The 11,496-nt window shown below is 39.1% G+C and carries 6 protein-coding genes; 1 reads left to right on the top strand and 5 read right to left on the bottom strand.

Annotated elements, in window-relative coordinates; translation table 11 throughout:
• Nucleotides 1–9 precede the first annotated feature (9 nt).
• From FBD94_RS21415 to FBD94_RS21395, 5 genes are all read right to left on the bottom strand, one after another.
• Nucleotides 10–3,444, bottom strand: a complete 3,435-nt coding sequence (locus FBD94_RS21415; protein WP_136881773.1) for a TonB-dependent receptor — start codon at nucleotides 3,442–3,444, stop codon at nucleotides 10–12.
• A gap of 106 nt (nucleotides 3,445–3,550) precedes the next feature.
• Nucleotides 3,551–4,741, bottom strand: a complete 1,191-nt coding sequence (locus FBD94_RS21410) for a FecR family protein (protein ID WP_136881714.1) — start codon at nucleotides 4,739–4,741, stop codon at nucleotides 3,551–3,553.
• 63 nt (nucleotides 4,742–4,804) lie between these two features.
• Nucleotides 4,805–5,377, bottom strand: a complete 573-nt coding sequence (locus FBD94_RS21405) for an RNA polymerase sigma factor (protein WP_205945923.1) — start codon at nucleotides 5,375–5,377, stop codon at nucleotides 4,805–4,807.
• A 5-nt stretch (nucleotides 5,378–5,382) separates the two neighbouring features.
• Nucleotides 5,383–7,671 carry a GH92 family glycosyl hydrolase gene (locus FBD94_RS21400; RefSeq protein ID WP_136881713.1) on the bottom strand — a complete coding sequence of 763 codons (2,289 nt, stop codon included), beginning with the start codon at nucleotides 7,669–7,671 and terminating at the stop codon, nucleotides 5,383–5,385.
• A 42-nt stretch (nucleotides 7,672–7,713) separates the two neighbouring features.
• Complete coding sequence (locus tag FBD94_RS21395) at nucleotides 7,714–8,583, bottom strand: ROK family protein (protein WP_131608802.1); 870 nt, start codon at nucleotides 8,581–8,583, stop codon at nucleotides 7,714–7,716.
• Nucleotides 8,584–8,758: 175 nt separating this feature from the next.
• On the opposite strand from FBD94_RS21395, the gene FBD94_RS21390 reads away from it, so the two are divergent.
• Nucleotides 8,759–11,443: a glycoside hydrolase family 78 protein gene (locus FBD94_RS21390; protein ID WP_205945922.1), complete on the top strand. Its 2,685-nt coding sequence runs from the start codon at nucleotides 8,759–8,761 to the stop codon at nucleotides 11,441–11,443.
• Nucleotides 11,444–11,496 lie beyond the last annotated feature (53 nt).

Here is an 11,496-nt window from a genome sequence, read left to right as displayed (position 1 = left end):
GTTATTAAATTAGAAGGTGAAATTAATACCCAACGAATAGGTAGTGGTATTTGGATATTTACTGCCGTTATTGGTATTTAACTCAGGATCCCACAGTTTAAATTCACTGATTGTAAACAAATTATTCCCCATCATATAGACCGCAGCATTCTTAATATTAATTGCGTTAATCCATTTTTTAGGTAAGTTATAGGAGATTTGTAAAGTCTTCAGACGAACGAAACTCATATCATGAATCCACCAGTCGCTGGGCTGAAAGTTATTGGTATTACCATCCTGATCATCACCATAAGCTAACCGGGGATAAAAGACATCCTGACGAGGGTTACTTTCCATCCACCTGTCTTTAATATTGGTATAAAGATTTCCTCCACCTCCGGTACCGCGGAAAGGTTGAATACTATTTCCGGACACCATTCTATCTGCATTTTCTGATCCTTGAAAAAGAAGTCCAATAGAAAGTGCTTTATAACCTACATTGAATCCAAATCCATAAATAATCTGAGGGACATCTCCGCGACCAACATAAGTTTGATCATAAGAGTCAATCACACCATCGCCATTCAAATCTTGATATTTAATATCTCCAGGTTGCATCACCCCCCATTGCTTAGCAAAGGGACGAGGCGTAATCGCTCTATCTACAGGAGTCATAGACTCCCATCTTTTGATGTCGGATATGTCATCCTTGGTAAATAATCCCACTGCTACATATCCCTTTTGTGCCAGAATGTTATGACCATTTAAATTCATCCAGGGATAGCGTTGATCTGGAATCTCACTTTTTGTCCATTTATCATCATTGTAAGTGATATTTCCGCGAACTGATAAAGACCAGTCTTTGCCAAGTGACTTACTATATTCGATTGTTCCATCAAACCCTTTATTGTCAACCACACCTATGTTTCCGTAGGGAGCGGCCATATATCCTAAAAAGCCTGGAATAGAACTTTCCCGTTTTAATAAAATATTTGTACGGTGTTCCTTAAATAAATCGAATACGATGGACAAACTATTGTCAAAGAGTTTCAGGTCCATACCTAAATCCTGCTTTCTGGATTCTTCCCAACCAACGTTTACTGCGTTATTTCTAACTTCGTAGCCATTAATCCTACTACCTGTATTACTGCCTAATTTATAACCAAAGTCACCGTTTTCTACGATTTGATCCAGGTACATAAAACGTCTGTCAGACACGTTACTGTTACCGATCTTTCCATCCGTATACCTAAATTTAAGGAATGAAATAACAGAAGATAAGGGTTTGAAAAATGATTCATTGGAAACTACCCAACCGATACCAAATGCCGGGAACACCCCATAACGACGAGCTGGTGAAAAGTTTTCGGCACCGTTATAACCGATATTGAACTCTGCAAAATAGCGATCATCATAAGAGTAAGTAGCTCTTCCTGCAACGCCCATCATCCGATAAGGAATAGAAGCCTCCAAAGTTGTTGTTGGATAAAGTAACTTTTGTTGTGAATTAAACAAGGTTAAACCACTCACACGATGCTTACCAAATGTCCTATCGTAAGTAAGAGAAGCCTCTAAATATGTTTTTTTATTGTTAATCCCTTGCTCACTTCTTTGTTCAAAACCCAATACATTAGAACCGCTATAAGTCTGTACTAAAATAGGCTGCTTATCTAATCCGTAAGGCACAGATCGATCTGCGAAATAAAAGGTAGACTCTCTTTTACTTTGTATTAAATTTACCTCATTATAAACATCGTAGGCAAACATAGCTGAAGCCTTCAAACCTTCAGTTACCATACTTAAATCCTGAGTAACACGAAGGTTGGAGTAAATCTGATTTCTAACATTATTGTTATAGCCCCTTCTAGTAGCATCGGCATAGGGGTTACGATAGCCTCCATTTGGATTAATCCCAGGAACAAATGACGCTCCATTAACGTAAAACATTTTCGGATAATCAACTGGAGAAATATCCATAGCCGAATTGTAAATATCAGATGAAGATATAGCGGGATAATTACCCTCTCCTAGGTACCCTTGTGCACCAACATCTACGGTTGTAGTTGGTGTAGCTTTAAGACTTAAATTGGTTGTAAAATTATATCGGTTATAGCTTATTTTTGAATTAAATTCACTCCTTTTATCTGTTTTAGTCATGCCCGCTTCATTATAATAGCTGACAGATGCATAATATGTTGCACTCGGACTACCTCCACTCACATTTACATTCATCCGTTTGTTACGACCATATTCGTTAAATATTTCGTCCAACCAATTCACATTAGGATATAAATAAGGATCAAGTTTATTTTGAGTACTCTCAATGTAGGCGTTAGAATACTTAGGGTTATAACCATTATTTGCCAGGGCTTCATTTGCTGTCTTCATATACTCAACCCCATCAATAAGATCAACTTTTTGAGTAAACCGGCTGATGGATTGATAATAGTCTGCACTTATAACCGGCTTTCCGATTTTCCCTGGTTTTGTTTTGATAAGGATAACCCCATTGGCACCCCGAACACCATAAACTGCTGTAGCCGAAGCATCTTTTAGTGTGGTTAAAGACTCCACATCCTCGGGATCAATGTCATTAAATCCACGTTCAACACCGTCTACCAATACCAAAGGACTAGAAGAGTTTGGTGTAGCAATACCTCTTATCCATATATCCGCTCCATCTTTGCCTGGTTCGCCGGTACGTTGCACCGCGATCACTCCAGATAGTCGCCCAGCTAAAACAGTTGATAGGCTGCCAGAAGGAGATTTAATATCCTGACGCTTTAAGGTCGATTGTGCGCCAATATTACTAATCTTCCTTTGTTCACCAAACCCAACAACAACCAATTCATTAAGCTCATTTTTATCCTCTTGCAGCGTAACATTATAGGTGTTCTTGCTGCCAATGCTGAGCTCCACCATCGTATAGCCGACAAAAGAGAATCGAAGAATTGTTTTGTTCTGATCTATAGAAATTTCATAACGTCCATCAATATCCGATTTAACGACCCTGTTCGTTCCAACCAAAGCAACACTTACGCCCTGCATAGGTTCTCCTTTTGAGTTAACCACACGTCCGGTAATTTTCTTTTCTTCCTTTTGTAAAGGATGCGTTACTGCAGGTACCTTTCTAGAAACAAAGATCTGGCGGTCTGATATCCGATAAGTATAATCTGTACTTTTAAATAACTCAGTTAGAAGATCATCAATGCCTTTATTTTTGATATCCAACGTTATTTTTTTGTTCAAATCAACAACATTATCAACATAGAAAAATATATACTTACTCTTACCTTCTATTTCTTTAAAAACATCTTTAAGGTTTCGATTGTACACGGATAAAGTGATCGGCGTACTTTGAGAATAGCCAACCGTTGCAAAAGAGCTACTAACTCCAAAAAGGATAAGAGATATCATTAACCGTATCGTCCTAAATCCCCACCAATGGACTTTTCCTAAATCCATATCATTGATTTTATCATACATTTAATTTGGTTTATTTGGTTACACTAATTGTTTATTATACCTCAAACGTCTTTGAGTTTAAAATCCCGGGTGTAATTTTGGGTAATTAATTTTTTCTTCTTTCTATTCTAAAATCTCCATTTTCCTTAACTGCGCTTACCGGAGCCAAAAATGAAAAGTCTTTCAATATAGTTTCAAGGTTATCCTTCAGATCTAATTTTCCGGAACACTTTAATTGAGCAGTTTCTGAATCACAGATAATTTTAACACCGTAAAATCTAGACAACCTTTTAAAGATTGAACCTAACTCCTCACTGTTAAATTGATATAGACCCTTTGTCCAGGATACATAGTCATCAACATTAACTTGACTAACACTTTCTAACTGTCCTTTAGCTTGGAACATTTGATTGGGAACCAATAAAGTTTTAGGTGTCTTCGCCGTTTCTACCTGCACACTTCCAGACAATAGCACTACAGACTGCTGATCATCCGAATCATAAGACATCACGTTAAACTTGGTTCCTAAAACCCTTACGTCCATGTTTTTTGTCTTTACAAAAAAGGGCCTTTTTTTATCTTTAAAGACTTCAATGTATATTTCTCCATCCACATACACCTCTCGCTTATCCTTCGCAAATTCAGCAGGATATATCAATCTACTTCCAGAATTCACCCATACTTTGGTACCATCGGAGAATGTAAGTGAAGATCGCTTACCATATGGAACAATCAATTGATTATATCCGGCATATTGGCTTTTTGAAATCCGTTCCTCATTCGTTTGAATATTAGCAGAATCGTAAATAACCTCGGCATCCTGTTCATTTAAAAGAATAGTTTTATTCTTCGAAAGAATAAGCTGCGTTTGATCACTACCATTTGTATCCGCCTCGTGCGCTGCAGCGAATGTGGTAATATCTGTTGACCTATCTTTATTCATTAAGCTCTTTATGGCGAGAGTAGAAATCAGTATAACACCTATACATGCTGCTGCCATTGAGACATAATATAACTTGTGTTTCTTTCGGGTATGAGTGTTCTGCGCTACAATACCGTCCCATAGTTCCTCCTCTTCCTGATCGGTAAGAGGAATTTGTTGTGCAGCAAAGCGTAAGCAGTGATTTTTGGCGGCAAGGTACTCCTGTAAATTCTCGCAAGAATGCTCAAATTTATCCCAGAATTCTTCAGTTTCAGGAGTTGGATTTATAATGGAAGAAATAAAAAAATCATCCTTTAGGAATTGTTCGTAGGTATATAAAAGATATTTTTTACTTGCTTCGATGTGGTCTTTCATTACTATTATTTTGCTGTTTTATATTAGAACAGTTAACAGTAACTTTTATACTCGCCTATTTGGTTATTTTTTTATTAAAGCTTTGATTTTTATTAAAGAGCGCTGAATAATATTGGATACCGATTGATAATTAACACCTTGCTCTTCGCTAATCTCACTTATACTCATCCCCTTGAGAAACCTACTAGAAATAATTCCACGCTGCCGATCTGTAAGTTGAGATAAAAGTAAATCAAGAGTAAGGTGATTCTGGGTTTGGGTCTCTCTGTCAATATATAAAGATTCAGGTGTTTTTTCATCTTCCCATGATTGCTCATCAACAGCTTCCAGATATTGAACCTTACGATTGTGTTTCTTTACGGCATTTATAATACTGTTTTTTACCGCTACAGCTAGATATAAAAAAATGTTATCCGTTGAACTTACCCCTCTGCGTTTATTGTATATTTTGACAAATACATCCTGAATGCAGTCTTTTACGACATCCCTATCTGATGAATAAAATAACCCGTATATAAACAACTTTTGAAAATGTTGTTTATATACTTGGGCATAAGCTTCATCATCACCCATAAGAAACTTATTCCATAAAATGGAATCGGGTAACTCATGAAGCTTTTTATCCTGCTTTTCCAAAGCTCCTACTCTTTTACCGTCGATAATGAATAAGGGTAGTCTGCACGATCCACTCCTCTTTTTTTGTTGGGTACTGCAGACATTTCAAACTCTAATACTCCTCCTTTTTGTAAGTCCGAATGACTTAACCAATTCTTGGAATATGCTTTTCCATTATATGTTAAGCTTTTAATATACCTGTTTTCCTTACTGTTTTTAGGCGCGTTAATCGTCAATACCTTCCCATTTTCAAGTTTCAAAGTTACCTTTTTAAATAAAGGTGCACCGATAACATATTGGTCAACTGCAGGTGTAACCGGGTAAAAACCCATGGCAGAAAACACATACCATGCAGAGGTCTGACCATTATCTTCATCACCACAGTAACCATCTGGAGTAGGTTTATACATTCTATCCATAGTCTCTCGTACCCAATATTGCGTCTTCCATGGCGCGCCCGCATAATTGTAAAGATATATCATATGCTGTATCGGCTGGTTTCCATGTGCATACTGACCCATGTTGGCAATCTGCATCTCGCGGATCTCATGAATTACGCTACCGTAATAGCTGTCATCAAAAACTGGAGGAAGTGTAAATACAGAATCCAGTTTGGTCACAAACTTCTCTTTACCCCCCATTAATGTAGCCAAGCCGTCAATATCCTGAAATACAGACCAAGAGTAGTGCCAGCTATTTCCTTCCGTAAAGGCATCTCCCCATTTGAAAGGATTAAATGGAGTCTGGAACTTTCCATCTGCATTTTTACCACGCATTAAGCCTGTTGAAGCATCAAACAGGTTCTTGTAATTCATGCTGCGTTTTTTATAAATCTCGATTTCTGAAGCAGGTTTTTTTAATGCTTTGCCCAACTGATAAATGGTAAAATCATCATAGGCATACTCTAAAGTTCTTGCTGCATTTTCGTTGATCTTCACATCGTAAGGTACATAACCCAGCTCGTTGTAGTATTTAACACCACGGCGACCTGTTGCCTGCGGCCCTTCATTGTTCGCACCATGCTTAAGGGCTTCCCATAAGGTATTAATATCATACCCACGCCCTCCTTTAATGTAAGCGTCTGCAACAACTGAAGCTGAATTATTACCGATCATACAGTCTGCATAAGCGGGGCTTGACCATTCTGGCAACCATCCGCCTTCTTTATAGTCATTAATTAAGCCTTCCTGCATTTCTTTGTTTACGGATGGGTACATCATATTCAGGAAGGGGTACAATGCCCTGAAAGTATCCCAGAACCCAGTGCCTCCAAACCTGTAACCAGGTAAGGTTTTCCCAGTGTATGGACTCCAATGCACGACTTTATTGCTTTTGTCCAATTCATACATCTTATGCGGGAAAAACAACATGCGATATAAGCTGGAATAGAATGTTCGTGTTTGATCCACAGTACCACCCTCTACAGCAATTCTGCTTAAGGTTTTATTCCAGATTGCTTTTCCTTTTTGTTTTGTAGTCTCAAAATTATCGTTGGACAATTCTCTGCTTAGGTTAAGCTCTGCCTGCTCAAAACTGATGAATGATGAAGCTACCTTCATGTTGACCTGTTCGCCTTTTGCTGTTTTAAATCCAACAACAGCACCAGAATGATTTGCTGTAACCTCAAGCTCCCCTTTTAACAGTTCATTGCCTTCCCATCCGTTTGCAGAAGTAAAGGCTTTATCGAAATAAATGACAAAATAATTCTTAAAGTTTTCCAGTTTACCGCTACTGTAACGGGTACTGTAACCAATTATTTTACGCTCGGCAGGGATGATCTTAATGTAAGATCCTTTATCGAATGCATCTACAACTATATAAGAATCATCTGATTTTGGGAAAGTGAAACGGAATTGTGCAGCTCTTTCCGTAGGCGTAATCTCTGTGGTTACATCTGCATCAGCAAGGTATACGCTATAATAATATGGCTTTACAATTTCGGATTTATGGGAGAACCAACTGGCCCTGTCATCCTGGTTAAACTTCATTTTACCAGTTACCGGCATTATCGAAAATTGTCCGTAATCATTCATCCATGGAGATGGCTGATGTGTTTGCTTAAAACCCCTGATCTTATCTGCATCATAAGTATAAGCCCAGCCGTCGCCGATTTTACCGGTCTGTGGAGTCCAGAAATTCATTCCCCAAGGCATTGCAATTGTAGGATAAGTGTTTCCATTAGAAAGACTCGGCTTACTGGCTGTTCCCATTAAAGGGTTTACCCAGTCCACAGGGTCAGTGATTTTACCTACTGTCTGTGCAGACAAAGCAGAAGACACAAATAGTAGTGAGGCAGTCAAAAGTTCTTTAATCATATCTGTATGTTATCAAATCTTATATTTATAGTACTAGATTTTTTAGGTTAAACTCCAACAAGAACCTGCACCAATAAGCGCAGCATCTTCTTTTAACTCGGCAATTTTTATTTCTGGACAGCAATTCTCTTTTTTAAGATATAGCTCCAAATAAGGCATGAAACACTCGTGTGCATTCACTATATTTCCACCCAAAACTAGGAGATTCCCAGGCCTTTCCACAAGCAGCCCCTTAATAAACAGCCCCAAATTGTTACCAAATTCTTCAAATATTTGACGTTCGGGCTGCTCAAAGCATTCAGAACGATTTAGTTCCTTTACTCCCCGAATAGTCCTACCTGTAAGTTCAAAGTACCGCTTAACAAACCATCCGGTAGCCAAATAGTCTTCTGCAATACCATCTTTAAAAGTAGATTTCCACAATGCAGCATCTTCGGTTACTCCATCCTCAAAAAATGCAGAACCTAAACCCGTTCCCAGCGTTAGTCCGATTGCCTTATCATACCCTTGAGCTGCACCTCCAAACGCTTCCCCCTTCAGAAATCCGGCAGCATCATTGATAAACCGAATGTTATCTGTTTTAATATTTAAACGTGCAGCCAGTTCATGTTTAACATTTACGTTATACAAACTCTTAAATTTATCCTGATCCTTGATAAAGGAGATCCCATCATCATACTCGAAAGGTCCTGGAATTGCAATTCCAATTCTCTTTTCTGAAATATTCCCCACACCGAAAGATCCTTGGATGACATTGCACCAATTGTCAAAGATTGCCCCTGCTGAATCACCAGAATTGACTTGTTTTCGTTGAAAGGAATCTTTGATCAATGTCCCGGCTGCTAAATCTACTAACGCTGCCGTTATATGTGAGCCACCTATATCAACACCTAACACAATAGGATTTTTCATTTATATTCTTTGTTTGAATGAGTAATTGCTAAAACGTTTTACTAATATGAAAAATATATTTGAACATTACAAATTCCCTTGAAAAGAATAAATTTAGAATCTAGCAGGATGGTACAGGATGCGAATCCCCCATAAGGGATTTATTATTGCAATAATAACACCTAAATTTATACGAATGAGCCACTATTTAAAGAATTTGTTTTTTCCATTACTGCTGTTGCTAATTACTTGGTCATCAGCTGGAATGGCCAAAGATCCCCTGGTCGTGAAACCTGCCACCTTACAATGTGAATACCTCCTCAATCCGATAGGAATTGACGCGCTCAAACCGCGTTTATCCTGGTTAATGATAGATAATCGTCAGGATGCCAGGCAAACTGCTTATAGAATTATAGTTGGAAAGGATTCGATAGCAATCAGTAAAAGAATGGGGAATTCATGGGATTCCGGGAAGATAAATTCCTCAGATCGTCTAGTAAACTATGGAGGGCAGCCGCTAGAAGCTTTCCACAAATATTTCTGGACCGTAGAGCTTTGGGACAAAAATGGAAAATTAGCTGCCCCTGGTCCGATTTCAAGTTTTGAAACAGGCATGATGACAGCAGCTCATTGGAAAGGTGACTGGATCAGTGATGGGAATGACATTAATAAGCGTCCTGCCCCGTATTTCAGGAAAGCATTTGAATCTTCAAAACAGGTTAAATCGGCCCGGGCATATATCGCTGCTGCAGGATTATACGAGTTGTATCTGAATGGTAAAAAGATTGGTAACCACCGCTTGGATCCGATGTATACGCGTTTTGATAAAAGAAATTTATATGTGTCTTATGATGTGACTGCCCAGCTGCAAAAAGGCAGCAACGCAATCGGTGTTCTTCTCGGAAATGGCTGGTACAACCACCAGGCAATGGCAGTCTGGAATTTTGATAAAGCAGCCTGGAGGGCAAGACCTGCTTTTTGTATGGACCTCAGAATTACCTATACTGATGGCACAACAACAGTGATTACTTCGGGTAAAGACTGGAAAACCAGCTTAAGCCCAATCATATCAAATAATATTTATACTGCTGAGCATTATGATTTCCGCCTGGAACAACCGGGATGGAATACCTCAGATTTTGACGATCGTAAATGGGAATCTGTTGTGGTAAGAAAAGCACCTTCAGACTTGGTGGTCAGTCAGGCCATGCAACCTATCCGGAATGTGAAAGAAATTCCGGTTAAATCGATGAAAAAACTGGATGATACGACTTATGTTTTTGACCTTGGTCAAAATATATCCGGTGTAACTAAAATCAAGGTAAAGGGAGAAGATGGTACCATCCTCCGTTTAAAACACGGTGAACGCCTGTATGCCAATGGCAGAGTTGACCTTTCTAATATTGATGTTTACTACCGCCCTAAAGATCAAACTGATCCTTTTCAAACAGATATCATCACCTTATCAGGAAAGGGACAACTTGAATTTATGCCCAAATTCAACTATAAAGGTTTTCAATATGTAGAAGTAACCAGCAGTAAACCAGTTCAGCTAAGTAAAGAAAGTATCACTGGCTACTTCATGCATAGCGATGTGGCTCCAAAAGGCAAAATCAGCTCATCTAATCCATTAATAGATAAGTTATGGTGGGCAACGAACAATTCTTATTTATCCAATCTTATGGGCTATCCTACAGATTGTCCGCAAAGGGAAAAAAACGGTTGGACTGGTGATGGACATTTCGCTATAGAAACGGGTCTGTTTAATTTTGACGGGATCACTGTTTATGAGAAATGGCTGGCAGACCACAGGGATGAGCAAAAGCCGGATGGTGTATTACCAGATATCATTCCTACCGGTGGCTGGGGATATGGAACCGCAAATGGAACCGACTGGACAAGTACCATTGCGATCATTCCATGGAACATCTACCTTTTTTACGGCGATAGCCAACTTCTGGCTGATAGCTATGACAGCATGAAAAAGTATGTGGATTACATCACACAAATCAGTCCTGAGGGACTCACTACTTTTGGCCGGGGAGATTGGGTACCTGTTAAGTCGAAATCCAACCTGGAATACACTTCATCTACCTATTACTTTGTGGATGCAATTATTCTTGCAAAAACATCCAAAATACTGCACAAACAAAAGGATTTCGACTATTACAGTAAACTCGCCGAAAAGATCAAAGCTTCGATAAATAACAAATATTTTAACGCTGAAACGGGAATTTATGCTTCGGGAGTACAGACTGAATTGAGTGTTGCCCTACAGTGGGGACTGGTACCAGAAGGACTCAAAGCTAAGGTTGCGCAGAATCTGGCTAAAAGAGTTGCAGCAGATGGCATGCACCTGGATGTTGGGGTGCTTGGTGCCAAGGCGATATTAAATGCCCTTAGTGACAATGGACAGGCAGAAACGGCTTATAAGTTAGCTGCCCAAGACACTTACCCTTCTTGGGGATGGTGGATTGTAAACGGAGCTACTACCCTTTATGAAAACTGGGACATTAAAGCAGAAAGGGATATCTCTTTAAATCATATGATGTTCGGTGAAATAGGTGGCTGGTTTTTTAAGGGATTAGGTGGCATTCATCCTGATGAGCAGTATCCTGGATTTAAGAGGATCCAGCTGCGTCCAAATTTTGTATCCGGGCTTAACCATTTCAAGGCAGAACATGAAGGCCCTTATGGTAAAATCGTCTCCGCATGGAAAAGATCAGGAAATAAGGTCGTTTATACCGTTACCATTCCAGCCAATTCGGATGCAGTGATTAGTTTTCCGGTAGCCGATGGTAAAAAAGTATACCGCAATGGTAAGGTCATCGCTTCGAAGGTCAAGCTTAATGCTGGTGTATATCAATTTGAAATCGCTTAAACATAGACCATAAAAAAGCCGACGGGAATTCCGTCGGCTTTTTATGTTTACAA

Origin of the sequence: Pedobacter hiemivivus (assembly GCF_005144565.1) — a bacterium.
GTDB lineage: Bacteria > Bacteroidota > Bacteroidia > Sphingobacteriales > Sphingobacteriaceae > Pedobacter > Pedobacter hiemivivus.
This window is presented reverse-complemented; position numbering and strand designations above follow the sequence as displayed.

Coding starts and splice junctions, on each gene's coding strand:
- FBD94_RS21410 (WP_136881714.1), bottom strand. CDS start 4,741: ATGAAAGACCACATCGAAGCAAGTAAAAAATATCTTTTATATACCTAC.
- FBD94_RS21395 (WP_131608802.1), bottom strand. CDS start 8,583: ATGAAAAATCCTATTGTGTTAGGTGTTGATATAGGTGGCTCACATATA.
- FBD94_RS21415 (WP_136881773.1), bottom strand. CDS start 3,444: ATGGATTTAGGAAAAGTCCATTGGTGGGGATTTAGGACGATACGGTTA.
- FBD94_RS21390 (WP_205945922.1), top strand. CDS start 8,759: ATGAGCCACTATTTAAAGAATTTGTTTTTTCCATTACTGCTGTTGCTA.
- FBD94_RS21400 (WP_136881713.1), bottom strand. CDS start 7,671: ATGATTAAAGAACTTTTGACTGCCTCACTACTATTTGTGTCTTCTGCT.